This window comes from Cronobacter sp. HA18003 (assembly GCF_011605905.1).
Taxonomy (GTDB): domain Bacteria; phylum Pseudomonadota; class Gammaproteobacteria; order Enterobacterales; family Enterobacteriaceae; genus Cronobacter; species Cronobacter sakazakii.
The window spans coordinates 363,907-388,142 of record NZ_JAANQO010000023.1; the positions used below are offsets into that span (position 1 = coordinate 363,907).

Below are 24,236 nucleotides of genomic sequence, written 5' to 3' on the forward strand. Positions count from 1 at the left end.
CAATCAGCGGATTGTCTCTTTCCCTTTTGGCCGTCGATCGCTTAATCATTAACTCATCCGACCACATAACAATTATTTTACACTGGATGAGTGCAATCATGAGTTACCCGTCGCTGTTCGCCCCGCTCGATCTTGGCTTTACCACGCTGAAAAACCGCGTCCTGATGGGCTCGATGCATACCGGGCTTGAGGAGCACCCGGACGGCGCGCGGCGACTGGCGGCCTTTTACGCCGAGCGCGCCCGTCACGGCGTGGCGCTGATTGTCACCGGCGGCGTGGCGCCGTCGCCCTCCGGCGTGGCGATTCAGGGCGGCGCGGTGCTCAATGACGCGCATCACCTGCCCCATCATCGTGTCATTACCGACGCCGTGCATCGCGAAGGCGGCAAAATCGCGCTGCAGATTTTGCATACCGGGCGCTACAGCTATCAGCCGCACCCGGTCGCGCCGTCGCCCTTACAGGCGCCGATCAACCGCTTTGCGCCCCATGAACTGACCCATGACGAAATACTCGCGCTGATTGAGGATTTCGCACGGTGCGCGTCGCTGGCGCGCGAGGCTGGCTATGATGGCGTGGAGATCATGGGCTCGGAAGGTTATCTGATAAACCAGTTTCTGGCGGCGCGCACCAACCATCGCGAGGACGAATGGGGCGGCGATTACGCCCGCCGGATGCGCTTCGCCGTTGACGTCGTGCGCGCGGTGCGTGAGCGCGTGGGCCAGGACTTTATCATTATTTATCGTCTCTCGATGCTGGATCTCGTCGAAGGCGGCTCGACCTTCGATGAAACCGTGCAGCTTGCCCGCGCCGTCGAGGCCGCGGGCGCGACGCTGCTGAATACCGGCATCGGCTGGCACGAGGCGCGCATTCCGACGATTGCCACACCGGTGCCGCGCGGCGCGTTTACCTGGGTGACGCGTAAACTTCGCGGGCTGACTCGTCTGCCGCTGGTGACGACCAACCGCATTAACGATCCGCACGTGGCGGAGGCGATTCTCGCCGCGGGCGATGCCGATATGGTTTCGATGGCGCGGCCGTTTCTGGCCGATGCCGAGCTGCTCTCCAAAGCCGCGAGCGGGCGCGAGGCGGAAATTAATACCTGCATCGGCTGCAACCAGGCGTGTCTCGATCAGATTTTCGCGGGCAAAATTACGTCGTGTCTGGTGAACCCGCGCGCCTGTCATGAAACAGAAATGGTCTCTGTGCCTGCCCGCACGCCGAAAAAGCTGGCGGTGGTGGGCGCGGGCCCGGCGGGGCTTTCGTTTGCGGTGAATGCCGCACAGCGCGGGCACGTGGTGACGCTGTTTGACGCCAGCGCGGAGATTGGCGGGCAGTTTACTATCGCCAAACAGATCCCCGGCAAGGAGGAGTTTTACGAGACGCTGCGCTATTTCCGCCGGATGCTGGCAGTGACCGGCGTGACGCTCGCGCTTAACACGCGCGTCGATGCCGCGATGCTGGCGGCGTTTGACGAGGTGGCGCTCGCGACGGGCATTGTGCCGCGCGTGCCGGATATCGACGGCATCGAGCATCCGAGCGTGTTGACCTATCTCGACGTACTGCGCGATAAAGCGCCGGTCGGGCAGCGCGTGGCGATTATCGGCTGCGGCGGCATCGGCTTTGATACCGCGATGTATTTAAGCCAGCCGGGAGAAGCCACCAGCCAGAATATCGCCGAATTTTGCGTGGAATGGGGCATCGACACCAGCCTTAACGCGCCGGGCGGCCTGCGCCCGGAAGGGCCGGTGTTGCCGAAGAGCCCGCGCCAGATTGTGATGCTGCAACGCCGCGCCGGGAAACCCGGCGACGGGCTTGGCAAAACGACCGGGTGGATCCATCGTGCGACGCTGCTGGCGCGCGGCGTGAAGATGATCCCGGCGGTGAGTTATCAGCGTATCGACGATCGTGGTTTGCATGTGTTGATCAACGGCGAAGCGCAGGTGCTTGAAGTGGATAACGTGATTATTTGCGCGGGCCAGGAGCCGCAACAGGCGCTCGCGGCGCCGCTGCGCGCGATGGGCAAGCCGGTGCATTTGATTGGCGGCTGCGACGTGGCGCTGGAGCTCGACGCCCGCCGCGCCATCGCCCAGGGCACTCTGCTGGCGCTGGCAATTTAAGGCATAGGGCGGGTGCGGTGGTGATGGCGGGTGCGCTACGCTTACCCGCCCTACGATTGAGACACCCTCAAATTATGTAGGGTGGGTAAGCGAAGCGCACCCACCGTTTTTCCCCGGCCACAACGCGGACGGCAAGGTGGATGGTTTTACTCCGGCTAAAAAAAATCGGCCCATGAGGGCCGATTTCCGCCGGGAGCCGGGATTGCAAAGGGGGCGGCGGCGAGCCCCCTTTGCACGTTCGCGTGAGGAAAGCGTCCATATAAAAAAGACATTATGGCGAACGGAACGCGTTTCCTACCCTGATATATTTACCCTGCCTCACCGGTCCTCTTACTTTCTGTGATGGCGGGTGCGCTGCGCTTACCCGCCCTACGATCGAGGCACCCTCAAATTGTGTAGGGTGGGTAAGCGAAGCGCACCCACCACCCCACAAACCTCGCGTTAACCGCCCTTCTCAGCGGCTTTTACGCAACTTCACCGCCTTCAACACCACAAACTTATTGTTGGTCGCGACGGTCGTACAGTTGCCGAAAATCTTCTTCAGCTTGCGGAAATAATCGAGATGGCGATTGCCGACGATGCGCAGCTCGCCGCCCCATTTCAGGCAGCGGCGGGCGTCCTGGAACATCTGCCAGGCGATATGATCGGTAATCGCGTGCTGCTGATGGAACGGCGGGTTGCAAAGCACCGCGTGAAAGCTTTCCGGCTCCACGCCCGTCAGCGCGTTATTCACCTGAAACTCGCAGCGCTCCATCGCCTCCGGCAGATTGGTTTCAACGTTCAGACGGCTCGAAGCCACCGCCATATAAGACTCGTCGACAAACCGCACCTTCGCCTGCGGGTTTTGCGCCAGCAGCGTCAGGCCGATCACGCCATTGCCGCAGCCGAGATCCACCATCTCGCCTTCCACCGCTTCCGGCAGGTGCTGCATAAAGAAGCGCGCGCCGATGTCGAGACTCGTGCGGGAAAACACGCTGGCGTGGTTGTGAATCGTCCACGGCGTGCCGTCGAGCTTCCAGCTTAAGGTTTCAGGCGCGTCGGCAAGCGCCGGGGCGCTGAAGGCACAGTGAATCAGGCGCGCTTTTTTCCAGGCGAGCGTCGTGGTGGTCGGCCCTAAAATTTTCTCAAACAACGTAAGCGTTGAGGTGTGAATATCGCGCGCTTTGGCGCCGGCGATAATGCGCGTCTGCGGCGTTACTACTTTTCGCAGCGCGCGCAGCTGCTGCTCCAGCAGCGCGAGCTGTTTCGGGATTTTCATCAGCACCAGCTCGGGTGCGTCGGGCAGCGGGCTCAGGCTGTCCTGCATCGTCACGAGAGAGTCGTCGATATCGTTCAGGCGCAGGTTGTGGCGCGTGGCCTGGTGGGCGATGAACGAATCGTTAACGCTGACCGGGCGCACCTCCGCCAGCGCACAGGCGAGCGCGCCGAAACTGTCATTGAAAATCAGTACCGGACCGGAGGGCTGTTCGACCTGTTGCAGCAGGTATTCATCCGCTGCCTCCCAGGCCTGCAGCGGCGTCTCTTCCGGCATTGGCGGAAAACGCTGCAGCGTCAGTGTTTGATTAAGTAACTCCACCTGGCTCATCGGCCCTCCCGAATGGTAAAATCCGCGCGTTTTATCCCTTAATTACACCCCTGAGTAAACCTTTTTTTCACCCGCTGAGGCCGTGATGACCACACTGACGTATCTCCAGGGCTACCCGGAATCGCTGCTTGTCCAGGTGCGCACGCTGATTGAGCAGAACCGCCTCGGCGAAGTGCTTGAGAAGCGCTATCCGCACAAACATCTGATAACCACGGATAAAGCGCTTTATGACTATGCGCAGGGGCTGAAAAACCGCTATCTGCGCAGCGCCCCGCCGCTCAATAAAGTGGCCTATGACAATAAAATCCATGTGATGAAGCACGCGCTCGGGCTGCATACCGCAATCTCACGCGTGCAGGGCGGCAAGCTGAAAGCCAAAGCGGAGATTCGCGTCGCCACGGTGTTTCGCCAGGCGCCGGAAGATTTCCTGCGGATGATCGTGGTGCATGAGCTGGCGCATATTAAAGAAAAGGAACACAACAAAGCCTTTTATCAACTGTGCTGCCATATGGAACCGCAGTATCATCAGCTCGAATTCGACACCCGCCTGTGGCTGACACAGCTTGCGCTGACGCAAAACGGCGGGCAGACGGCTTAACCTCAAATTTTGCAAGGACGCAACGTGAAATTTTCCACTCGCTCAAAACGCGGCTTAACTCTCGCCGCCGTGATTATCCTGACTGGCGCGTTGCTGTTGGCGATGGCGATTATCGGTGCCGACCGCGCGGTCACACACGCCGCGGCTGGCCGGTTGTATGACACGGTCGACAATATTCCTGCCCGCAAAGTGGGGCTGGTGCTCGGCGCACGTCCTGACAACCGCTTCTTCAACCGCCGTATCGAGGCCGCCGCCGGGCTTTATCACGCCGGGAAAGTCTCCTGGCTGTTGGTGAGCGGCGATAACAGCCGCGCTGATTACGATGAGCCGACGGCAATGGCCGAAGCGCTTAACCGCCACGGCGTTCCCGCCGCCGCGATTTTCTGTGACTACGCGGGGTTTTCAACGCTCGATTCCGTCGTGCGCGCGCGGGAAGTGTTTCAGGAAAACCGGATTACCATCATCTCGCAGGCGTTTCACAATCAGCGTGCCATTTACCTCGCGCAACATTATGGTATCGACGCCATCGGGTTTAACGCTGAAGATCCGGCCTTGCGCCATACGCAATATACGCTGTTGCGAGAACGGTTCGCCCGTGTGCGGGCGCTGCTTGATGCCCGTTGGCTTCGCCGCGAACCGCACTTTCTTGGGCCTCAGGTGAAAATCGGCCCAAAAGACGCGCCGCGCGGCTGCAATATTTACGCTCCCACACCCTAACAATCTGCGCCCGCGCGCACTGGTTTTGTCATTTTCGCGTGTTACTCTGAAAAGATATTCACTGTCGGAGAAGACACGCCTTTATGATACGTTTCGCCGTTGTTGGAACGAACTGGATAACGCGCCAGTTTGTCGATGCCGCCCACGAGACGGGCAAATTTACCCTGACCGCGATCTACTCCCGAAGCCTTGAACAGGCGCAGACATTCGCGAGCGACTACCCGGTGGAGCATCTCTTCACGTCGCTGGAGGCGCTGGCCGAAAGCGACGCCATCGACGCCGTCTATATCGCAAGCCCCAACGCCCTGCACTTTTCCCAGTCCTGCCTGTTTATGAACCATAAAAAGCATGTGATTTGCGAAAAGCCGCTGGCCTCTAACCTGCGCGAAGTGGAAGCGGCCATCGCCTGCGCGCGCGAAAATCAGGTGGTGCTGTTCGAGGCGTTTAAAACCGCCAGCCTGCCGAATTTCATCGCGCTGCAACAGGCGCTGCCGAAAGTGGGCACGCTTCGTAAAGTGCTGTTTAACTACTGCCAGTATTCGTCGCGCTACCCGCGTTACCTGAACGGCGAGAATCCGAATACGTTTAACCCGGCGTTCTCCAACGGCTCGATTATGGACATCGGCTTTTATACGCTCGCCAGCGCCGTTGCGCTGTGGGGCGAGCCGCATGAAGTGAAAGCCACCGCCAGCCTGCTGGCAAGCGGCGTGGACGCGCACGGCGTGGTTGAGATGAATTATGGCGATTTCGACGTCACGCTGCTGCACTCCAAAGTGAGCGACTCTGCGCTTCCAAGTGAAATTCAGGGCGAGGCGGGCTCGCTGGTGATTGAAAAGCTCTCCGAATGCCAGCGCATCACGTTTATTCCGCGCGGCGGCAAACCGCAGGAGCTGACGCTGCCGCAGCACATTAATACGATGCTCTATGAAGCGGACACCTTTGCGCGCCTGGTCGAGGCAAACGAAGTGAATCATCCAGGCATCGCGGTCAGCCGTACGACGGCGAAATTGCTCACCGAGATCCGCGCCCAGACGGGCGTGACATTCCCGGCAGATGACGTGAGCACGCCGCTTCCGGCGTAAAGCTTTGTAAAAGCGCTACGGTGAGTCATTGACCGCATAAATGCTTTGTAATAGTTTGTTACTTGCAAAGGGGAGTAACTTCTAACGCCGACGGTCGTCATTACGATGCCATGCATCCGGTCGTCGGGCAGCGAGTCTGTTATCTACATGATAACACGGCGGCTGTAAGTGAGACCTTGCCGGAAGGCGAGGTCTGTGCGGTGCTCTTAGGCAAAGCGGCTGACGTCTTCTGACGTTAGCCGTTTTTGTTTAGAGGATTTCGCTTATGAATACTGTCGGCACTCCCTTGCTGTGGGGCGGCTTCGCCGTCGTCGTGGTGATTATGCTGGCTATCGACCTTCTGCTTCAGGGGCGCCGCGGCGCGCACGCGATGACCATGAAGCAGGCGGCCGCCTGGTCCATCGTCTGGGTTTCGCTTTCCCTGCTGTTTAACGCAGCCTTCTGGTGGTATCTCACCGGCACCGCCGGGCGTGAAGTGGCGGATACCCAGGCGCTCGCCTTCCTGACCGGTTATCTCATCGAAAAAGCGCTCGCGGTCGATAACGTCTTCGTCTGGCTGATGCTCTTTAGCTATTTCGCCGTACCGCCGGCGCTCCAGCGCCGGGTACTGATTTACGGCGTGCTGGGCGCTATCGTGCTGCGCACCATTATGATTTTCGCCGGTAGCTGGCTTATCACGCAGTTCGAATGGCTGCTGTATGTGTTCGGCGCGTTCCTGCTCTTTACCGGCGTGAAGATGGCGCTCGCGAAAGAAGATGAAGGCGGGATCGGCGATAAACCGCTGGTGCGCTGGCTTCGCGGGCATCTGCGCATGACGGACAGCATCGAGAGCGAGCACTTTTTCGTGCGTAAAAACGGCCTGCTGTACGCCACCCCGCTGCTGCTGGTACTGATTATGGTGGAGCTGAGCGACGTGATTTTCGCGGTGGACAGCATCCCGGCGATTTTCGCCGTCACCACCGACCCGTTTATCGTGCTGACCTCTAACCTGTTCGCGATCCTTGGTCTGCGCGCCATGTACTTCCTGCTGGCGGGCGTGGCGGAGCGTTTCTCGATGCTGAAATATGGGCTATCGGTGATCCTGGTGTTTATCGGTATCAAGATGCTGATTGTCGATTTCTACCATATTCCGATCGCCATTTCGCTTGGCGTGGTCGGCGGCATTCTGGTGACAACGCTTCTTATTAACGCCTGGGTTAACCATCGTAACGACAAGAGAAAGCTGGCGGAATAAGGATTTTGCCGTCATGGCTTTGACGCCGCCCGTGCTCCTGCGGGCGGCGTTTTTTTATGGGTTATTCGCTCCCCGCGCTTTTGCAACGCGCCCGATGACGGAATTGCCGATATTGTCACAATAACGTTAAGAGATAGTTAAAAAACGGGAGCAATTCAGAAAATCTAGCACTATCCCCTTTCTCCGCGTAGCCAAATCCTTATACTCATCTGTGCAAACTTTTGTTACATCCTGACGCAACGTGGCACAGAACATGGCGCGGGATGCAACCACATCACTTCTGAAGGAAATAGTATGACTACGCAATCTCAGGGCGGCGGCCTGCTACACCGCCTGGCACAGGGCAGTCTGGTAAAACAGATTCTGGTGGGACTGGTGCTCGGTATTCTGCTGGCCTGGCTTTCCAAACCCGCGGCTATCGCGGTCGGGCTGCTCGGCACGCTGTTCGTCGGCGCGCTGAAAGCCGTGGCGCCGGTACTGGTGCTGATGCTGGTAATGGCCTCTATCGCCAACCATAAACACGGGCAGAAAACCAATATCCGCCCCATTCTCTGGCTCTATCTGCTGGGCACGTTTTCCGCAGCGCTGACCGCCGTGCTGTTCAGCTTTCTCTTTCCTTCCACGCTGCACCTGGTTGCAGGCGCGACGGATATTACGCCGCCGACCGGCATTGTCGGCGTGCTGCGCGACCTGCTGCTCAGCATGGTCGCGAACCCGATTGATGCGCTGCTGAAAGGGAACTACATCGGCATTCTGGTCTGGGCTGTGGGCCTCGGCTTCGCGCTGCGTCACGGCAACGACACCACCAAAAATCTGGTGAATGATATGTCGGATGCCGTCACCTTTATGGTGAAGCTGGTGATCCGCTTCGCGCCCATCGGGATTTTCGGCCTGGTCGCGTCCACCCTCGCCACCACCGGCTTCGATACCCTGTGGGGCTACGCGCAGCTGCTGATGGTGCTGATTGGCTGCATGTTCCTGGTGGCGCTCGTCATTAACCCGCTGATTGTGTTTGCCAAAATCCGCCGTAATCCATATCCGCTGGTGTTTGCCTGCCTGCGCGAGAGCGGCGTGACCGCGTTCTTTACCCGCAGCTCGGCGGCGAATATTCCGGTCAATATGGCGCTGTGCGAGAAGCTGAATCTGGATCGCGATACCTATTCGGTGTCTATCCCACTCGGCGCGACCATCAACATGGCGGGGGCGGCGATCACCATTACGGTGCTGACGCTGGCGGCAGTGCATACGCTCGGGATCGCGGTGGATGTGCCGACCGCGCTGTTGCTGAGCGTGGTGGCGTCGCTGTGCGCCTGCGGCGCGTCGGGCGTGGCGGGCGGTTCGCTGCTGCTGATTCCGCTCGCGTGCAATATGTTCGGTATCCCGAACGATATCGCCATGCAGGTGGTGGCGGTGGGCTTTATCATCGGCGTGTTGCAGGACTCCTGCGAAACCGCGCTGAACTCCTCCACCGACGTGCTCTTCACCGCGGCGGCGTGCCAGGCGGAAGATGCGCGTCTTGCGAGCCACGCGCTGCGTAATTAACCCCTCTCCGGCGGTCTGCGGGCCGCCGTTTTTTACCGCTTCTGTACTATCTCTTTTTCGACCTTAAACGGATCGATGCCGCGTTGTTGCATCCGCCAGAAACGAACAATGTTAAGCCCGTTGATGATGAGAAAACTGCCTTCAATCAGCGTCCCGCCTATCGAGCCAATCCAGAAATTATGCGTGACCCAGCAGGCGGTGGAGCACCACATCACGCAGCGGGTGGTAAGCCCCGTGCAGCGAAACAGCGCCCAGGTGCTGGCGACGGTGCCGATAATCGGTAGCAGCTCAATGGCGTGATGGAGCTTGACCAGCCCGAGCGTCAGCGTGAGCACGATAAACAGCGTCATAACCCACAGGCTGCGGGTGCGTAGCGAAATCACCGTGCGCAGCGCGTTGAGCTCCGCGCTCATGCCCGCAGGCGTCGCGCCCATCAGGAAAAAGTGCCCGCCGATGACGGCACTGTAAAGCGCCAGTTGCAGCTTAAAGCGCCGTTCGTCGCGGTTGAAAAAGGTGGTGATGCCAATCAGAAAGGCGATGACCCCAACGCCCTGGGCCAGCCAATACGCGGTCATAAAACGTCCCTCTCAAAAAGAAACGGCGCTTCATAAATGAAACGCCGTCTGATGATTACGTTGTCCGGGGCCTACAGCGTCACGCCGCTCTTAAAGATAGCCAGCTCGCGGAAATCGTTTTTCTCGTTGCAGGTCTGTTTGCCGGAGGCGATTTCCACAATCTTATCGACAAACATTTCCAGCAGTTGCGGCATCGCGGTGCCGTGCAGCAGCTGGCCGGCGTCGAAGTCTATCCAGTGCGGTTTTTTCGCTGCCAGCTCGCTGTTGGTGGCGATTTTCACCGTCGGTACGAAACCGCCGTACGGCGTGCCGCGCCCGGTACTGAACAGCACCATATGACAGCCCGCGCCCGCCAGCGCGCTGGTGGCGACAGCGTCGTTGCCCGGCGCGCTCAGCAGGTTGAGGCCCGGCGTATGCAGCCGCTCGCCATAGCGCAGCACGTCGACAACCTGGCTTGCGCCCGCTTTCTGGGTGCAGCCGAGCGATTTCTCTTCAAGCGTGGTGATGCCGCCCGCTTTGTTGCCCGGCGACGGGTTTTCGTAAATCGGCTGATTATGCGCGATGAAGTACTGTTTGAAGTCGTTCACCATGGTGACCGTTTTCTCAAACGTCGCTTCGTCGCGGCAGTGGCTCATCAGAATGCGTTCTGCGCCAAACATCTCCGGCACTTCGGTCAGTACTGTAGTGCCGCCGTTGGCGATGACGTAATCCGAGAAACGGCCAAGCATCGGGTTGGCGGTAATGCCGGAAAGCCCGTCTGAACCGCCGCACTCCAGCCCGAATTTCAGTTCGCTGAGTTTGCCCGGCTCGCGTTTGTCGTGCCGCATGACATCATAAAGCGCATGCAGATGCGCAAGCCCCGCTTCCACTTCATCATCCTGGTGCTGGCAAACCATAAAATGTACGCGCGCCGGGTCGAAAGCGCCGAGCGTCTCGCGAAACGCGTCCACCTGGTTGTTCTCACAGCCAAGACCAATCACCAGCACCGCCCCGGCGTTCGGGTGGCGCACCATGTTTTGCAGCATGGTGCGGGTGTTGATGTGGTCGTCGCCGAGCTGCGAGCAGCCGTAGGTGTGGCTGAAGAGAAACACGCCGTCGGTGCCTTCGGCGTCGTTCGTCTCTTTCAGGAAACGGTTCTGGATCTGGCGCGCGATCCCGTTGACGCAGCCGACGGTCGGCAGGATCCACAGTTCATTACGGATCCCCACCTCGCCGCTGGCGCGACGGTAGATCTGCACCTCGCGGTCGCCCATCTGCTCGCCGGTAAACGGTGCTTCGGGTTGATAGCTGTACTCATCCAGATCGCTGAGATTGGTGCGGGTATTGTGGGAGTGAATATGTTCGCCCGGCGCGATATCCGCCAGCGCATGGCCTATCGGCAGGCCATATTTCACCACGTTCTCTCCCTGAGCGATGGCGCGCAGTGCGAACTTATGCCCGCGCGCCACCGGCTGCAACAGCATGACGGACAGCCCGTCAATGGCGATCACCGTGCCTTCAGGCAGATCCGCCAGCGCTACCGCAACGTTATCCTGCGAATGGATCCTGATGTATTGCATATCAACCTCAAAGGGCCTTAGTGGAGTTCAATGGCGAAATAGTCGCGGGCGTTGTTAAAGCAGATGTTTTTCACCATCTCGCCTAACAGATCGATATCCGCCGGCGCTTCGCCGGCTTCCACCCAGCGGCCAATCATCTGGCACAGAATGCGGCGGAAGTATTCATGACGGGTATAAGAGAGGAAGCTGCGGCTGTCGGTCAGCATCCCCACAAAACGGCTCAGCAGGCCGAGCTGCGCGAGCTGGGTCATCTGACGTTCCATGCCGTCTTTCTGATCGTTAAACCACCAGCCGGAGCCGAACTGCATCTTGCCTGGCATCCCTTCGCCCTGGAAGTTGCCAATCATGGTGCCCAGCACTTCGTTATCGCGCGGGTTCAGGCAGTAGAGAATGGTTTTCGGCAGCAGGTTCTCTTCGTTCTGTTTGCTGAGCAGTTTTGAAAGCTCTTCCGCGAGTGGGCGGTCGTTGATGGAGTCGAAACCGACATCCGGCCCGAGCAGTCTGAACTGGCGCTGGTTGTTATTACGCAGCGCGCCGATGTGGTACTGCTGCACCCAGCCACGACGCGCGTATTCCGCGCCAAGCCAGACCAGCACCGCCGTTTTAAACTGCGCGATTTCATGGCCGCTGAGCGTCTCGCCCGCCAGACGGCGCGACAAAATAGCATTGAGCTCGCTTTCGCTCGCCTCGGCAAACAGCACCACATCCAGCGCGTGATCCGACACTTTACAGCCGTGGGCCGCAAAGTGATCCAGACGTTTCGTCAGCGCGGTTTGCAGATCGCTGAAGCGGCGGATATCGGTATCGGAGACTTCCGCAAGCTTCGCCATGTAATCGGCAAAGGTCGCCTGTTCAATGTTGAACGCTTTGTCCGGGCGCCAGCTCGGCAGCACTTTGACGGTGAAGGCGCTGTCTTTCGCGATGGTCGCGTGGTGTTCCAGAGAATCGATCGGATCGTCGGTGGTGCCCACCATTTTGACATTCATCTGCTGCATGATGCCGCGGGCGCTGAACGCATCCTGCGCCAGCAGATCGTTGCACTGGTTCCAGATCTCATCCGCGGTTTTCGGCGACAGCAGTTTGCCGGTAATGCCAAACGGACGGCGCAGCTCCAGATGTGTCCAGTGGTAGAGCGGGTTGCCGATGGTGTGCGGCACGGTCGCCGCCCACGCGTCAAACTTCTCGCGGTCGCTCGCATCGCCGGTACACAACCGCTCCGGCACACCGTTAGTGCGCATCGCGCGCCATTTGTAGTGGTCGCCTTTCAGCCAGATGTCATACAAGTTTTTGAAGCGGTAATTTTCGGCAATCTGCTGCGGCGGAAGGTGGCAGTGATAGTCGAAAATCGGCTGGTCTTTAGCGTAGTCGTGGTACAGACGGCGGGCGAATTCGGTGTCGAGCAGGAAATCTTCGGTCATGAACGGGGTCATTTTATGCTTCCTCTGAGCCAGTATTTCAGATGCGTTAGCATGATGCTGTCAAAGTTATCACACCAATTTCCAGCGACCGAAGCTATTTTCGTGAGTCAGATCAATAAAAGCACACAAATAATCACCCCGTTCCGAAGTAAACGCCGCGCCAGCCCGCGCCACGTCTGGCTTCGTGTCGCCCCTGACGTAACCTTACAAATAAAAATGCTTTTGTGATGGCATTCAACTTTTAAAGCTGTATGACAAGTTATCGTTCTGCCGTCGCAACATATAAACCCACGGAATGTTTTAGAGGGTGTAATTCACCCCATCAGCCGGAACGGATACCGGCCTGTCCCATAAACACGGTATGGCAGGGCGTGGACGGCACCGACAAGACCTCCGGCGCGCCTCCCGTTACTGAATGAGCATCGCGCAAGCCTGGCAACATGCCTGCCTGCGCGGCGAACGATTAAACGATGAGGTTTCCAATGCGTAAAATTAAAGGGTTACGATGGTACATGATTGCGCTGGTGACGCTGGGCACCGTGCTGGGTTACCTGACCCGTAACACCGTAGCGGCCGCAGCGCCCACCCTGATGGAAGAGTTGCACATCTCCACGCAGCAATATTCTTATATTATCGCCGCCTATTCCGCGGCCTATACCGTCATGCAGCCGGTGGCAGGCTACGTGCTGGATATTCTCGGCACGAAAATCGGTTACGCCTTCTTTGCCGTGACCTGGGCGGTGTTCTGCGGCGCAACGGCGCTGGCAGGCAGCTGGGGCGGCCTGGCGCTGGCACGTGGCGCCGTGGGTGCTGCGGAAGCGGCGATGATCCCGGCGGGCCTTAAAGCCAGCTCCGAGTGGTTCCCGGCGAAAGAGCGCTCCATCGCCGTAGGCTATTTCAACGTCGGCTCGTCTATCGGTGCCATGATAGCCCCGCCGCTGGTGGTATGGGCTATTGTCATGCATAGCTGGGAACTGGCGTTTATTATCTCCGGCGTGCTGAGCTTCGCCTGGGCGATGGCCTGGCTGATTTTCTACAAACATCCGCGCGACCAGAAAAAACTGACCGAAGAAGAACGCGATTACATTATTGGCGGCCAGGAAGCGCAGCATCAGACCAATAACGGTAAAAAAATGTCGCCGTGGCAGATCCTGCGCACCCGTCAGTTCTGGGGCATCGCGCTGCCGCGCTTTCTGGCGGAACCGGCCTGGGGTACGTTTAACGCCTGGATCCCGCTGTTTATGTTTAAAGTGTACGGCTTTAACCTGAAAGAGATCGCGATGTTCGCCTGGATGCCAATGCTGTTCGCGGATCTCGGCTGTATCGTCGGCGGTTATCTGCCACCGCTGTTCCAGCGCTGGTTTGGCGTGAATCTGATCGTTTCCCGTAAAATGGTGGTGACGCTGGGCGCGGTACTGATGATTGGCCCTGGCATGATTGGCCTGTTCACCAGCCCGTATGTGGCGATTGCCCTGCTGTGCATCGGCGGTTTCGCGCACCAGTCGCTCTCCGGCGCGCTGATTACGCTCTCTTCAGATGTGTTTGGCCGTAATGAAGTGGCGACCGCCAACGGCCTCACCGGTATGGCGGCCTGGACCGCGAGCACGCTGTTCGCTCTGGTGGTCGGCGCGCTGGCCGACACCATTGGCTTCAGCCCGCTGTTCGCTGTGCTGGCCGTATTCGACCTGCTGGGCGCGCTGGTTATCTGGACGGTGCTGAAAAACAAACCGGCCAGCGAACTGGAACGAGAGACGCGAAGTGGCGCGCCCGTCACACAACACTGATCGCTTATCCTGAAAGCCGCCTGCGGGCGGCTTTTTCATGGGCGTCGAGTGGAGGGCTCCCCCGAAAAGTGGTATAACAAATCTAAGCAGTATCGTGTTCACTGGAGTCATACATGGAAATCGCAGAACCGCGCCGTCTGTATCAACAACTGGCCGCTGAGCTTAAGCAACGCATTGAAGAAGGCGTTTACCAGGTGGGTGAAAAGCTCCCTGCCGAGCGCTTTATCGCCGACGAGAAAAACGTCAGCCGCACGGTCGTGCGTGAAGCCATCATCATGCTGGAAGTCGAAGGCTATGTTGAAGTGCGCAAAGGTTCCGGTATCCATGTCATCGCCAACCAGGCAAAACATCACGCCCCGGCCCCTGAGCAGGAATATGAATTCGCAAGCTACGGCCCCTTCGAGCTGCTACAGGCCCGCCAGCTTATCGAGAGTAATATCGCCGAGTTCGCCGCCACCCAGGTAACCAAGCAAGACATCATTAAACTGATGGAAATTCAGGAGAAAGCGCGCAACGAGAAATTCTTCCGCGACTCCGAATGGGATTTACAGTTTCACGTGCAGGTCGCACTCGCCACGCAAAACAGCGCGCTTGCCGCGATAGTCGAAAAAATGTGGACCCAGCGCGTGCATAACCCGTACTGGAAAAAACTGCATGAGCATATCGACGCACGTACCGTCGATAACTGGTGCGACGATCACGACAAAATCCTTAAGGCGCTGATTCGCAAAGATCCGCACGGGGCGAAGCTCGCCATGTGGCAGCACCTGGAGAACACCAAACAGATGCTGTTTAACGAAACCAGCGACGACTTTGAATTTAACGCCGACCGCTATCTTTTTGCCGAAAATCCGGTGGTCCATCTCGACGCGGCGGCAAACGGCGGAAAGTAATACTCTTCTTACCGCGAGGGTAAGCAAACCATATATAGTGTCAGCGTGTGTAAATACCCTCGCCAGCCTTATTCCCGGAAAGCAAAATCAACCTTCAACAAAGCACGATTTCTGTGACGCATCAGGCAGAGCTTTGTTACAATTAGACGCATTTCCTGGTGAAAAGTTAGCGCTTGCTTACTTCTCTCATTGCACACGGAGCCGTGCCAGCGCCAGGAACGCACAGAGCGCTGTTGACGTCCTTCATACCGCAGAAATGTCGCAATGCTATCTGTTCTACCCCATTGGCTTTAACCGATGTGCCAGGATCACTGAATGGAACTTTTGACACAATTACTTACCGCGCTCTGGAGCCAGGACTTCGAAACGCTGGCCAACCCCGGCATGATTGGCATGCTCTATTTTGTGCTGTTTATGATCCTGTTTCTGGAAAACGGCCTGCTGCCCGCCGCGTTTCTGCCGGGCGACAGCCTTCTGGTGCTGGTGGGCGTGCTTATCGCCAAAGGCGCGCTGGGGTATCCGCAAACGGTGCTGCTACTGACCGCCGCCGCAAGCCTCGGCTGCTGGGTGAGCTATATCCAGGGGCGCTGGCTCGGCAATACGCGTATCGTGCAGAACTGGCTTTCGCATCTGCCCGCGCATTATCACCAGCGGGCGCATCATCTGTTTCATAAACATGGGTTGTCCGCGCTGCTGCTGGGCCGCTTTATCGCCTTTGTGCGCACGCTGCTGCCGACCATCGCCGGGCTCTCTGGCCTGAATAACGCCCGTTTCCAGTTCTTTAACTGGATGAGCGGCCTGCTTTGGGTCGTCATTCTCACCACGCTTGGCTATTTACTTGGCAAAACGCCGGTGTTTCTTAAATATGAAGACGCCCTGATGTCCTGTCTGATGCTTCTGCCGGTCGTGCTGCTGGTTATCGGCCTGATAGGATCGCTCGTGGTGTTATGGAAGAAAAAACATGGAAACCGGAGCTAAAGGATGGCTTTCACACGCGCGCTTTCTCGTCGTCTTACGCTAATGCTTTCGGCAGGCGCGCTGCTGGCCGCCATGCTGCTTTGCTGGGCCGCGCTACAAAAACATGAAACCACGCTTGAGATACGCGCGGTGTCGCAGGGTGCGACTATCCCGGATGGTTTTTCCGTCTGGCACCATCTCGATGCCAACGGTATCCGTTTTAAAAGCATTACGCCGCAGGATGACATTCTGCTTATCAAGTTCGATACCAGCGATCAGAGCGAAGCAGCCCGCAAAGTGCTCTATCGCTCGCTGCCGCGCGGTTTTGTTATCGCCCAGCAGGAAGAAAAAAGCCTCACCCCCGCCTGGCTCACTCGCCTGCGTCATGACATTCAGCGCCTGGGTTAACCCTTCCAGGAATCTGAATCTTTTCACGGACTTTGGGGTTTGCGTTATTACTTACTATGCTTGAGTAAGCGCAACCCATTGTTCTGTCCGCGCAACACAACCGGAATCGCGTATCGCCTGTGGCCTTACGCAACACAATGGAAGGTTTAATCATGAATTACCGCACAGTACTGGCCTTAGCCCTTTTTTCCTGGAATGCCGCAGCGCTTGCCGCCTCCCCTTGCGAAGAAAAAGCGCAGGAGATTGAAAAGGAGATCCGCTACGCCGAGCAGCACCATAATCAGGGGCGCATCGACGGGCTGAAAAAAGCGCTAAGTCAGGTACGGGCCAACTGCCGTGACGGCGATGTGCTCGCCGAGCACCGGCAGAAAGTGGCGAAGAAACAGGCGGAAGTGGCCGAGCGCCGCGCCGAATTGCATGAAGCGTCGCAGAAAGGCGATGCCGAAAAAATTGCCAAACGTCGCCACAAGCTCGCAGAAGCCGAGCAAGAGCTTAAGGCGCTGAAAGCTCAAGATTACTGAGCTTATGGATAACCCTCACTTATCAGGAGAGCATTATGTCAAAAGAAAATACCGACCACCTGCGCGCTGAGTTGAAATCGCTTGCCGATACGCTGGAAGAGGTGCTGACCGCCTCCGGGGACAAATCGAAAGAAGAGATGAGCAAACTGCGCAATAAAGCAGAGCGCGCGCTGAAAGACACCCGTTATCACTTAACCGAAACCGGTGATGTGATTGCCAAACAGACCCGCGAAGCGGCGGCGCGTGCCGAAGATTATGTGCGTGAAAATCCGTGGACCGGCGTGGGTATTGGTGCGGCCATCGGCGTCGTGCTGGGCGTGCTCCTGACGCGGCGCTGATTATGACGGAGCCTCGTCACGCGCAAGGGCCGGGTAAAAGCGTTCTCGGCATCGGACAACGTATCGTCACCGTGCTTGTGGAGATGGTGGAAACCCGTTTACGGCTCGCTGTCGTGGAGCTGGAAGAGGAGAAAGCGAATCTCTTTCAACTGCTGCTGATGACTGGCCTGACGATGCTGTTTGCCGCCTTTGGACTGATGAGTCTGATGGTGCTGCTTATCTGGGCAGTCGATCCGCAGTATCGCCTTAACGTCATGATTGGCACGACCGTCACGCTGTTTGTACTGGCGCTGATTGGCGGCATCTGGACGCTCAGGAAATCGCGCCAGTCGACGCTGCTGCGTCACACGCGTCATGAGCTGTCTAATGACCGCCAGTTGCTGGAGGACGATAAGTCATGAGCATGAGCAAAGCCGAGCGCGAAAGGCGCAAAGCGCTGCTGCTCAGTCAAATCCAGCAGCAGCGGCTGGATATGGCCGCCAGTCGTCGCGACTGGCTTGCCGCAACCGGCTCTTATGACCGCGGCTGGAACACGTTGCTGAGCCTGCGCTCCTGGGCGCTGGTCGGCAGTAGCGCGATGGCTATCTGGAGCATCAGGAACCCTAACTTCCTGCTGCGCTGGGCTAAACGCGGTTTCGCCGCGTGGAGCACCTGGCGGTTGATTAAAACCACCATGAAACATCCGCTCCCCTGAATGGTTCGCAGTTTCTGGCCGCGCTAAACGTAAAACACCCTGCCGCGTTAAAGACGACAGGGTGTTTTATTTTGTGTAGTCATCACAGGCCAGCATGCACAGAGCGACTGGCAAATACCGTTGATTACAGGTAAACCAGAGAGAACGTTGTTGATCCCTGGAAATCCAGCTCATCCGTCACGCTATCCGCAACAGACTTTTCAAAGTAATAGGTGGTATCCATTTTTAAATTAAACGTCTTACCACTTTTAGGCGTCAGCTCATCCTGATTCGCAAAAGAGTAAAGCGTATTAATATGGTTTAAGGCGCGAGCCTTACTCCAGTTCTGCCCATCATTGCCAGAATAAATCAGATTTGCTGCCGCCCCGTCGATCGTTTCTGCGTTTTCATATAACTGATACAAGCCAATCGCTTTATCATCAGCGGTTTTGCCAAAACCGTATGCACCGCTATAATCGGTCACCAGTGAAGCAGGAATGGTACCTTCGTTATTATCGGTAATGGTAAAACCAACCGCCGTGTCTGCAGTACAGGTAATGGTTAAATCCATTTTCTTATGCTGGACAGAAACAGCCTCATAGGCCTTGTCATTATCGGTAGTTGTCATATTACCAATAGGAATATGACCAAGATCAATCACGCCACCATTTTCAAACGTTGGATTACAGGCGGTTAAAGTCAACGTGCCCGTTACTTTTAAATCGACGCTGTCGCTGGCATAGGCATTCATACCAAAAGCCATCATCAGCGCACTGGCTAAGACTAACTTCTTCATTTTTACTCCTTAATAAAATTACAGATAAACCAGAGAGAACGTTGCCGAGCCCTGGAAATCCATTTCATCTACTACGCTTTCTACAACAGACTTTTCAAAGTAATAAGCTGTATCAAATTTTAATGTAAATTCTTTGCCGCTCTTAGGAACAACTTCATCCTTATTGGCAAAAGAATAGATAACATTAATATGGTTCAATGCGCGGGCCTTGCTCCAGCCTTCGCCACCGTTTGTAGAATAAATCAGAGAAGCAGCCGCTCCGTCGATTGTTTCTGCGTTCTCGTACAGTTGGTATAAGCCAATGGCTTTGTTATCTGCTGTATTACCAAAACCATAAGCACCGCCGTAGTCCGAAACCAATGAAGCAGGAATGGTGCCTTCTTTATTATCCGTAATGGTAAAACCAAGCGCAGTGTCTGCAGTACAGGTAATGGTTAAATCCACTTTCTTATGCTGGACAGAAACAGCCTCATAGGCCTTGTCATTATCGGTAGTTGTCATATTACCAATAGGAATATGACCAAGATTAATCACGCCACCATTTTCAAACGTTGGATTACAGGCGGTTAATGTCAGCGTGCCCGTCACTTTTAAATCGACGCTGTCGCTGGCATAAACATTCATACCCGCAGCCATTAATAGTGCACTGGCTAATGCAAGTTTTTTCATCTGTATGTTCCTTAATAAAAAGTCAATATCCCCGATACTCTGGCGGGCAACCGTCTCCGTAGCCCCGTCATTCCCCGTTACTGTGTATCTTCACAGCAAGGCGGGGATGGTGTATTACTGCTGGGTTTCGACCGTAAAATGCAGGTTACTTTCCAGCGTCGTTTTATCGGTGACTTGCGTATCGCGCGTGCTTAATGCCGGGAGTATCGTCAGGGTCATCGAAAATTCTTTCCCTTCCGCCACGCCCGCACCGCTCATGGGCAGCAGGCCTTCGTTATCGCGCCAGAGTTTTTTATCGCTGCCGCTGCCTTCGGGAACAAACGCCGAATGGCTGTGAGTTTTACCCAGCAGCACCGGTTTTCCGTCGAGCGAAGCATCCGAGGCTTTCACTAGCATCAGGCTGTCAGACGCCATGCGGAACCCGTCATCATTCGCCCCGCCCTGCCCGAAAATGGCCATTTTGGTCGGCGCGTCGCAAAGAGCGGTGATCCGCACTTCCCGCTCATGCAGCGTTTTCCAGCGTTTATGTTGGCCTGAAAAATCTTTTTCATGCACCTTGCCGTAATTCAACTCCGGGCGGGAAAGCGTAAGCTGGCACTCCGCGTGGGCGAGCCCTGCGCAAAAGAGCCCGAAAATAAGCGCGCCGGTTAACCGTTTCACTGACATACCCCTTTCGTTTGTTCATAGAGCTCGTTCTGATGCCCTTTTTCCGCCAGGTGATAATGGATCTCGCACTGGCGCTGCCCGTCCTCATTCACAAGAATCAATGACTTGATGCTGTCGACGTCATTAAGGAATACCAGTCCGTCATCAACAACCGTGGTCACATAGTTGCCTTCACCATCAACCAGCGTGCCGTTCTTCGGTACGGGGCGACCATCACTCATCGTGACATTCAGCATGGCGCGACGAACATTCAGTACGCTGAAGCTAATATTGCTCACCGCGCCATGTCCGGCAGCCGCCATCGAGATGCCGTTGTTCACATCGATATTTTTCGGCAACGTTTCTGTGTTCATTTCGACCCGCGCAGGCTGATACGCCGGCAGCGAAGGCACGACCGCCTGCCCCCAATGGTCAGTCCAGACCGGACCATCCGGCGTTTCAATCTCAACGCCGCTGACGTGATCGTTAACGGAAGCGATACCAAACGTGTCCTGGATGGCATACGGCGAGAACGTCACGCCGTTGCTGTGCGCTACGATGCCGCCATTGAGCGTTACGCTGGTATTGGTGTTGTCCGTGCCATCTTTGCCGGCGCTCAGACCGAGCTGGGTGTAGTGCAGGTTGCTGTTCACCGAGCCGTTAAAGCTGTTTTGGCTTTCTTCCTTATCCCGCTCCACGGAGACGGAATAATAGGTATTACGGGAAAGATCCCCGGAGAGGTTCAGGCCGTTGCGCGTTTCGTCATCACGCTGGTGGGTATAGGCCGAAATACGCTGAGAGCCCAACGGTACAGAGACATTGACGTACAGCATGTCGCCATAGTTCTGGTTATCGCGATGGCTGTCATCGTGAGCCGGATTAAGCAAGTTTTGCCAGTTCACGGATACGGTCGCCCAGCGGAAGGTTTTCCCCCAGGAGGCATTGACATAACGGGAATCGCGATCGCCATCCGCCCCTTTATCGAGGCTATAACCCAGCGAGAAAGAGCCCAGCCACGGGTGGCTCCACGACGTGTTCACACTGTATTGCCCGGCGTACTGGCTGAAATCGTCATCCAGCGTATCGGTTAATTCACGATAGCCCTCGCTGTAACGCGTGGCGGACGCGGAGAATGACAGGTTATTCGCCGCGCTATAACCAATATTAAGCGTCGTGCTGTGCCCTTTGTTATCGCCGTAGCTATCCTGCGATGCACGCAGGGTTGCGGAAGCCATCAGGCCAGGCAGCGCCTGAACATCAAGCTGCGTCGCCAGTGCGTTATACTGCTGCGCCGTCATTGCGCCAGCGCTCAGATTCATCCACGGCTTCAGGTGCCATCCGTCTGATACGGTCGCAAGCCAGGGCTGGCGATCGTTATCGCCTTTGTCTCGCGTGCGTCCCATCGCGATGGCCAAACCCTGCGGACGCGAAAGCGTATTACCACGCAGCGCGTCGGCGGCGATGGTGTAATGGCTTTGTGAGCCGTCGGTTTCAGTCACCGTGACATCAAGCGGCGACGTACCAGAAATCACCTGAACGTCATCAAGCGTAAACGGCCCGGCGGGAACCAGCGTGGAGTGAATGACGCGACCATTCTGCTTAATCTCTACGCGCGCCTGCGCTGAGTGCGCCATGCCGGTTACCGTCACGCCACTGCCAGATGTACCAGCAAGACTGCTCTCCGGAATAAACTGCACGCCACTTATCGACGCGCCGGAAAACAGCGTATTGCTGATGTTGATCTGCCCCGCCTGCATTAAAGTTTTCTTACTTTCGAACGTATGCTGAACGTAGGTATAGAGCACATCGTTTTGCGTGTTGCCGTCAGTGCGTGAAAGCGACTGACGGCTGCGCAACAGCCAGTCATGAAAGTTAAAACCGTTCTCAAGCGACAATTGATCGTAGCGGCTTGAGCCATCTCCGTAGCGATACTGTGATGAAATCAGCGAATAGTTCAGCATCGCGGCCGTACCGCCATGCGTCATATTTTCCGGCATCACGATATCGTTAGATAATGCCTCCTGCGGCACAACGATGGAGAGGCTCTCTTCGCCAGGCAACGGCGTGATAACCGTAGACGGATAATCTTTCTGATAATCATAACAACCGGACTCATCCGTTTTATCGCCCCGCAATGCAGACGGCACCTGTAACCCCGCGCTCTGTAAAAAAGCGCGGTCGACACAAAGTTGCCCTTTATCGCCGAAACGGGCCGTTACCGTACCTTTTTCTTTACCGTTAATGGTTAAGGAAACCGGTCTGCGTCCTGGGAGGAATTTCGCTGCGTCGGCAAAATAATTACCAAGCGTTGTATCCAGTCCACGGTTTTTTAATATATCCATATCGAATTGCGCCTCCTGGCCCAGGGCCATCAAAGGGCAAAACGCCGCCTGAGCCAGACAAAGGCTGACAAGAGCGGAAACCCGCTTAATGCGAATAGGCATCTTCTAAACTCAGAGTAGAAATTAATGGTTATTTAATGGCGCGTTGTAACTTTCAACCTGAATACCGTAACGGCTTGCAGGAACAAATCGCACCTGGTTATTTCCTGAAGCGCTACTTTTGGCTGCCACGGTGATAGATTCGCCCGGCAGAATATAGCTTTTCTTCAGCAACGCTGGCACATGCCCTGGCAGCAATTCAATCTGTGGCGCCAGGCGTACGACATACGGGCTTGGGTTTTTAACGGTCACATTATTCCCGCTCGCGCTCCATTCCAGCAGAGTCCAGGCATCTTTTACCACTGGCAGATTAGCCGGATGAATAAGCACAGGAATATCCTGACGAATATTAAAACCAACTTTATTTTTTCCTGGCATTTTTTGAGGAATACCTTCAAACGTAACACGTTTGAGATGTTCCGTTTTCATCGGCGAGGCGGTCTGGAGAATAAAACGCAAATGCTGTGTTTGTCCGCCTTCGACACGAATTACCGGTTGAGTGACGACCAGATGGCCTTCTTTATCGTCAGGCAGGTCAACAATATTGGTATACAGCAACTCTGGTTTATCATCGGTATTTTTAATATTAATACTGCCGCCCTGATCGGCTTCATTAATAATTAACAATGACGTTTCAGGTACCATTCCGGCTGCCTGAGAAGTAGCGGCGTGGCCAAGCGCCATTGCGACAATGGATAATAAGAACAAGCCTTTTTGCAGTTTCATGAATCACCTTTATGTAATATTAAACCCAAAGACGCTCAGCACGTCCCGCTTAAGTTGCTGACATGATTACCGGATTGTGTCGCCGCCACAATTTCAGAAAATTTAAATACGCTTTAAGATTTATTCATTCATGATATTTATTAATTAAGCCCATCAAAAACAGCAGATTACAGATACATTACCGTGATCGTTGCAGAGCCAGTGAGTGAGGTGTCATCGCTAATGTTCAGCGTATTGGTGGCCTGAACGGCAGCAGTGATTTTCAGAGGCCAGACAAAGGTCTGAGCGCTGACGATAGTGGCATCCGTTGCTCCGCTCGCTTCTGCGGCATAGATATAGCTACTGTCGTTTTTGATTTCACCCGCCCCCGAAGCATACCAACTACCAGACCCTGGCTTATATAACATACTGACTTTATTGCCATCCGCTGTTACGTTACTTTTATCGACATAAATGGCGTAAGCCCCGATATTCACGCCCGCAGCCGTCTTTCCTAAGCCAAACTCGTAACTGGCATCGGATAAATCTTCGCCATTAAATTTTGGGTTTATGATAGTTAGCGCCTGCACACTGTCTTTTTTATTATCCGTAATAAACCAGCCAACGGGCGTAGATTCAGAACAGGCAATAGTTAACGTCAGAAACCGGGAGCCTAACTGATTCGTTTGCGTTTCACTTAAATTTCCCACCGGGATATGGCCAAATTTCGCTTCGCCGCCATCGGATAATGTGGGTGTACAGGCTGCCGCCTCAAGCGTCGCGGTAACTTTAAGATCCACGCTATCGCTGGCATATGACACGCCGGATAGCACAGACAAAAAGCCCGCCAGCAGCGTAATAATTTTGAACATGTTTTTCCCTCTGCGATAATATGACATAGCGAGCAGGCTAACAGACGCGCAATTTAACTGCGCGTCTGTTAATTTAATAATGACTACAGCGAAATTGAATCACATCC

At 55.9% G+C, this 24,236-nt stretch carries 24 protein-coding genes; 14 read left to right on the plus strand and 10 right to left on the minus strand.

Annotation, left to right across the window (positions count from 1 at the left end):
- Positions 1 to 98 precede the first annotated feature (98 nt).
- Entirely contained in the window at positions 99 to 2,117 is a 2,019-nt protein-coding gene (locus G6041_RS15675; protein ID WP_012125916.1) for an NADPH-dependent 2,4-dienoyl-CoA reductase, read from the plus strand.
- Positions 2,118 to 2,571: 454 nt separating this feature from the next.
- Here the strand turns inward: G6041_RS15675 and rlmG are convergent, their stop codons facing one another.
- Positions 2,572 to 3,702, minus strand: a complete 1,131-nt coding sequence (gene rlmG / locus G6041_RS15680; RefSeq protein ID WP_012125917.1) for a 23S rRNA (guanine(1835)-N(2))-methyltransferase RlmG — start codon at positions 3,700 to 3,702, stop codon at positions 2,572 to 2,574.
- An 85-nt stretch (positions 3,703 to 3,787) separates the two neighbouring features.
- On the opposite strand from rlmG, the gene G6041_RS15685 reads away from it, so the two are divergent.
- The 5 genes from G6041_RS15685 to sstT all read left to right on the plus strand — a co-directional run bounded on the left by G6041_RS15685 (position 3,788) and on the right by sstT (position 8,875).
- A complete protein-coding gene (locus G6041_RS15685) occupies positions 3,788 to 4,300 on the plus strand; it encodes a M48 metallopeptidase family protein (RefSeq protein WP_012125918.1) in 513 nt (170 codons plus the stop codon).
- Between the two features lie 24 nt (positions 4,301 to 4,324).
- Entirely contained in the window at positions 4,325 to 5,017 is a 693-nt protein-coding gene (locus G6041_RS15690) for a SanA/YdcF family protein (RefSeq protein WP_032988955.1), read from the plus strand.
- Positions 5,018 to 5,100: 83 nt separating this feature from the next.
- A complete protein-coding gene (locus G6041_RS15695; RefSeq protein WP_012125920.1) occupies positions 5,101 to 6,099 on the plus strand; it encodes a Gfo/Idh/MocA family protein in 999 nt (332 codons plus the stop codon).
- A 265-nt stretch (positions 6,100 to 6,364) separates the two neighbouring features.
- Positions 6,365 to 7,333 carry a TerC family protein gene (locus G6041_RS15700; RefSeq protein WP_032988956.1) on the plus strand — a complete coding sequence of 323 codons (969 nt, stop codon included), beginning with the start codon at positions 6,365 to 6,367 and terminating at the stop codon, positions 7,331 to 7,333.
- 294 nt (positions 7,334 to 7,627) lie between these two features.
- The gene (sstT, locus tag G6041_RS15705) at positions 7,628 to 8,875 is read left to right on the plus strand and encodes a serine/threonine transporter SstT (RefSeq protein ID WP_012125922.1); all 1,248 of its coding nucleotides are present in this window, start codon (positions 7,628 to 7,630) and stop codon (positions 8,873 to 8,875) included.
- A gap of 32 nt (positions 8,876 to 8,907) precedes the next feature.
- Here sstT and G6041_RS15710 read toward each other — a convergent pair whose 3' ends face one another.
- The 3 genes from G6041_RS15710 to uxaC form a co-directional block, all read right to left on the minus strand.
- Positions 8,908 to 9,450 (minus strand): YgjV family protein, encoded by a 543-nt coding sequence (locus G6041_RS15710; protein ID WP_012125923.1) that lies wholly within the window; start codon positions 9,448 to 9,450, stop codon positions 8,908 to 8,910.
- A gap of 71 nt (positions 9,451 to 9,521) precedes the next feature.
- Positions 9,522 to 11,009 (minus strand): UxaA family hydrolase, encoded by a 1,488-nt coding sequence (locus G6041_RS15715; protein WP_084999223.1) that lies wholly within the window; start codon positions 11,007 to 11,009, stop codon positions 9,522 to 9,524.
- 17 nt (positions 11,010 to 11,026) lie between these two features.
- The gene (uxaC, locus tag G6041_RS15720; RefSeq protein WP_012125925.1) at positions 11,027 to 12,439 is read right to left on the minus strand and encodes a glucuronate isomerase; all 1,413 of its coding nucleotides are present in this window, start codon (positions 12,437 to 12,439) and stop codon (positions 11,027 to 11,029) included.
- Positions 12,440 to 12,909: 470 nt separating this feature from the next.
- Here uxaC and G6041_RS15725 point away from each other — a divergent pair, with 470 nt between their 5' ends.
- The 8 genes from G6041_RS15725 to G6041_RS15760 all read left to right on the plus strand — a co-directional run bounded on the left by G6041_RS15725 (position 12,910) and on the right by G6041_RS15760 (position 18,022).
- Entirely contained in the window at positions 12,910 to 14,211 is a 1,302-nt protein-coding gene (locus G6041_RS15725; RefSeq protein ID WP_007872954.1) for an MFS transporter, read from the plus strand.
- A gap of 113 nt (positions 14,212 to 14,324) precedes the next feature.
- Positions 14,325 to 15,104 (plus strand): transcriptional regulator ExuR, encoded by a 780-nt coding sequence (exuR, locus tag G6041_RS15730; protein ID WP_004385815.1) that lies wholly within the window; start codon positions 14,325 to 14,327, stop codon positions 15,102 to 15,104.
- A 315-nt stretch (positions 15,105 to 15,419) separates the two neighbouring features.
- On the plus strand, positions 15,420 to 16,082 hold the full coding sequence (gene yqjA / locus G6041_RS15735) for a DedA family general envelope maintenance protein YqjA (protein WP_004385816.1): 663 nt from the start codon (positions 15,420 to 15,422) through the stop codon (positions 16,080 to 16,082).
- A 3-nt stretch (positions 16,083 to 16,085) separates the two neighbouring features.
- On the plus strand, positions 16,086 to 16,469 hold the full coding sequence (gene mzrA, locus G6041_RS15740) for an EnvZ/OmpR regulon moderator MzrA (protein ID WP_004385817.1): 384 nt from the start codon (positions 16,086 to 16,088) through the stop codon (positions 16,467 to 16,469).
- Between the two features lie 152 nt (positions 16,470 to 16,621).
- A complete protein-coding gene (locus G6041_RS15745; RefSeq protein ID WP_007854187.1) occupies positions 16,622 to 16,990 on the plus strand; it encodes a DUF1090 domain-containing protein in 369 nt (122 codons plus the stop codon).
- Positions 16,991 to 17,025: 35 nt separating this feature from the next.
- Entirely contained in the window at positions 17,026 to 17,328 is a 303-nt protein-coding gene (locus G6041_RS15750) for a DUF883 family protein (protein ID WP_004385819.1), read from the plus strand.
- A gap of 2 nt (positions 17,329 to 17,330) precedes the next feature.
- The gene (locus G6041_RS15755) at positions 17,331 to 17,729 is read left to right on the plus strand and encodes a phage holin family protein (RefSeq protein ID WP_004385820.1); all 399 of its coding nucleotides are present in this window, start codon (positions 17,331 to 17,333) and stop codon (positions 17,727 to 17,729) included.
- Positions 17,726 to 18,022 carry a YqjK-like family protein gene (locus tag G6041_RS15760; protein WP_004385821.1) on the plus strand — a complete coding sequence of 99 codons (297 nt, stop codon included), beginning with the start codon at positions 17,726 to 17,728 and terminating at the stop codon, positions 18,020 to 18,022. The genes G6041_RS15755 and G6041_RS15760 overlap by 4 nt, the downstream gene beginning before the upstream one ends.
- A 124-nt stretch (positions 18,023 to 18,146) precedes the next feature.
- Here G6041_RS15760 and G6041_RS15765 read toward each other — a convergent pair whose 3' ends face one another.
- The 6 genes from G6041_RS15765 to G6041_RS15790 form a co-directional block, all read right to left on the minus strand.
- Positions 18,147 to 18,797, minus strand: a complete 651-nt coding sequence (locus G6041_RS15765) for a DUF1120 domain-containing protein (RefSeq protein ID WP_012125927.1) — start codon at positions 18,795 to 18,797, stop codon at positions 18,147 to 18,149.
- An 18-nt stretch (positions 18,798 to 18,815) separates the two neighbouring features.
- Positions 18,816 to 19,466, minus strand: a complete 651-nt coding sequence (locus G6041_RS15770; RefSeq protein ID WP_004385823.1) for a DUF1120 domain-containing protein — start codon at positions 19,464 to 19,466, stop codon at positions 18,816 to 18,818.
- A gap of 114 nt (positions 19,467 to 19,580) precedes the next feature.
- Complete coding sequence (locus G6041_RS15775) at positions 19,581 to 20,132, minus strand: hypothetical protein (protein ID WP_012125928.1); 552 nt, start codon at positions 20,130 to 20,132, stop codon at positions 19,581 to 19,583.
- Entirely contained in the window at positions 20,123 to 22,555 is a 2,433-nt protein-coding gene (locus tag G6041_RS15780) for a fimbrial biogenesis outer membrane usher protein (RefSeq protein WP_012125929.1), read from the minus strand. Before G6041_RS15780 ends, G6041_RS15775 begins: the two co-directional genes overlap by 10 nt.
- Before the next feature lie 21 nt (positions 22,556 to 22,576).
- Positions 22,577 to 23,278, minus strand: a complete 702-nt coding sequence (locus tag G6041_RS15785) for a fimbria/pilus chaperone family protein (protein WP_007854179.1) — start codon at positions 23,276 to 23,278, stop codon at positions 22,577 to 22,579.
- Between the two features lie 167 nt (positions 23,279 to 23,445).
- Positions 23,446 to 24,129 carry a DUF1120 domain-containing protein gene (locus G6041_RS15790; RefSeq protein WP_084999454.1) on the minus strand — a complete coding sequence of 228 codons (684 nt, stop codon included), beginning with the start codon at positions 24,127 to 24,129 and terminating at the stop codon, positions 23,446 to 23,448.
- Positions 24,130 to 24,236: the final 107 nt, after the last annotated feature.

What these genes read in the sequence shown, in the direction of transcription:
- G6041_RS15675 (WP_012125916.1), top strand. Translation starts at nt 99, where the DNA reads ATGAGTTACCCGTCGCTGTTCGCCCCGCTCGATCTTGGCTTTACCACG.
- G6041_RS15750 (WP_004385819.1), top strand. Translation starts at nt 17,026, where the DNA reads ATGTCAAAAGAAAATACCGACCACCTGCGCGCTGAGTTGAAATCGCTT.
- G6041_RS15765 (WP_012125927.1), bottom strand. Translation starts at nt 18,797, where the DNA reads ATGAAGAAGTTAGTCTTAGCCAGTGCGCTGATGATGGCTTTTGGTATG.
- G6041_RS15700 (WP_032988956.1), top strand. Translation starts at nt 6,365, where the DNA reads ATGAATACTGTCGGCACTCCCTTGCTGTGGGGCGGCTTCGCCGTCGTC.
- mzrA (WP_004385817.1), top strand. Translation starts at nt 16,086, where the DNA reads ATGGCTTTCACACGCGCGCTTTCTCGTCGTCTTACGCTAATGCTTTCG.
- G6041_RS15715 (WP_084999223.1), bottom strand. Translation starts at nt 11,009, where the DNA reads ATGCAATACATCAGGATCCATTCGCAGGATAACGTTGCGGTAGCGCTG.
- yqjA (WP_004385816.1), top strand. Translation starts at nt 15,420, where the DNA reads ATGGAACTTTTGACACAATTACTTACCGCGCTCTGGAGCCAGGACTTC.
- G6041_RS15695 (WP_012125920.1), top strand. Translation starts at nt 5,101, where the DNA reads ATGATACGTTTCGCCGTTGTTGGAACGAACTGGATAACGCGCCAGTTT.
- G6041_RS15780 (WP_012125929.1), bottom strand. Translation starts at nt 22,555, where the DNA reads ATGCCTATTCGCATTAAGCGGGTTTCCGCTCTTGTCAGCCTTTGTCTG.
- G6041_RS15785 (WP_007854179.1), bottom strand. Translation starts at nt 23,278, where the DNA reads ATGAAACTGCAAAAAGGCTTGTTCTTATTATCCATTGTCGCAATGGCG.
- sstT (WP_012125922.1), top strand. Translation starts at nt 7,628, where the DNA reads ATGACTACGCAATCTCAGGGCGGCGGCCTGCTACACCGCCTGGCACAG.
- G6041_RS15745 (WP_007854187.1), top strand. Translation starts at nt 16,622, where the DNA reads ATGAATTACCGCACAGTACTGGCCTTAGCCCTTTTTTCCTGGAATGCC.
- G6041_RS15685 (WP_012125918.1), top strand. Translation starts at nt 3,788, where the DNA reads ATGACCACACTGACGTATCTCCAGGGCTACCCGGAATCGCTGCTTGTC.
- G6041_RS15755 (WP_004385820.1), top strand. Translation starts at nt 17,331, where the DNA reads ATGACGGAGCCTCGTCACGCGCAAGGGCCGGGTAAAAGCGTTCTCGGC.
- G6041_RS15775 (WP_012125928.1), bottom strand. Translation starts at nt 20,132, where the DNA reads ATGTCAGTGAAACGGTTAACCGGCGCGCTTATTTTCGGGCTCTTTTGC.
- G6041_RS15770 (WP_004385823.1), bottom strand. Translation starts at nt 19,466, where the DNA reads ATGAAAAAACTTGCATTAGCCAGTGCACTATTAATGGCTGCGGGTATG.
- exuR (WP_004385815.1), top strand. Translation starts at nt 14,325, where the DNA reads ATGGAAATCGCAGAACCGCGCCGTCTGTATCAACAACTGGCCGCTGAG.
- G6041_RS15725 (WP_007872954.1), top strand. Translation starts at nt 12,910, where the DNA reads ATGCGTAAAATTAAAGGGTTACGATGGTACATGATTGCGCTGGTGACG.
- G6041_RS15760 (WP_004385821.1), top strand. Translation starts at nt 17,726, where the DNA reads ATGAGCATGAGCAAAGCCGAGCGCGAAAGGCGCAAAGCGCTGCTGCTC.
- uxaC (WP_012125925.1), bottom strand. Translation starts at nt 12,439, where the DNA reads ATGACCCCGTTCATGACCGAAGATTTCCTGCTCGACACCGAATTCGCC.
- G6041_RS15710 (WP_012125923.1), bottom strand. Translation starts at nt 9,450, where the DNA reads ATGACCGCGTATTGGCTGGCCCAGGGCGTTGGGGTCATCGCCTTTCTG.
- rlmG (WP_012125917.1), bottom strand. Translation starts at nt 3,702, where the DNA reads ATGAGCCAGGTGGAGTTACTTAATCAAACACTGACGCTGCAGCGTTTT.
- G6041_RS15790 (WP_084999454.1), bottom strand. Translation starts at nt 24,129, where the DNA reads ATGTTCAAAATTATTACGCTGCTGGCGGGCTTTTTGTCTGTGCTATCC.